The sequence below is a fragment of the Variovorax sp. P2_H12 genome, from assembly GCF_056403395.1.
Genome location: NZ_JBFUFO010000259.1, coordinates 1 through 402, shown reverse-complemented (window position 1 = coordinate 402; position 402 = coordinate 1). Strand labels below are relative to the sequence as shown.

General features: G+C 63.7%; 1 protein-coding gene. It reads right to left on the bottom strand.

The features are described from left to right. Positions 1-172 precede the first annotated feature (172 nt). On the bottom strand, positions 173-402 hold a 230-nt coding region (locus AC1DYK_RS36045), incomplete at its 5' end, for a glycine betaine ABC transporter substrate-binding protein (RefSeq protein WP_478170629.1).

Sequence of the window (402 nt, the reverse complement as noted above, 5' to 3'; positions counted from 1 at the left end):
GGGTGGGCGAGGCCGCGCAGGGTGCGCGCGTCGACGCGGTGGATGTTCGGGTCGAGCGGCTTCTCGCCGTCGGCTTCGTTCGCTGCCATGCTTCGACGATAGACATGCAAAGGTCTCTTTGCAACGCTTCTTTGCAACGAATCCTTTGTAACTTCTCCGCGGGCGGGCGCCCCTAGCCGTTCTTGATGAAGCCTTCCTGGATCAGCCAGTCCTTCGCCACGATGTGCGGGTCCTGCCCGTCCACGTCCACCTTCGCGTTCAGCTCCTGCGCGACCTCCGTGGTCAGCCGTCGGCTGATCGGATCCAGCAGCCCCGCGATCTCCGGGTACTTGTCGAAGGTCGCGGTGTGGATGACGGGCGCCGCGTTGTAGTTGGGGAAGAAGTGCTTGTTGTCCGCGAGGA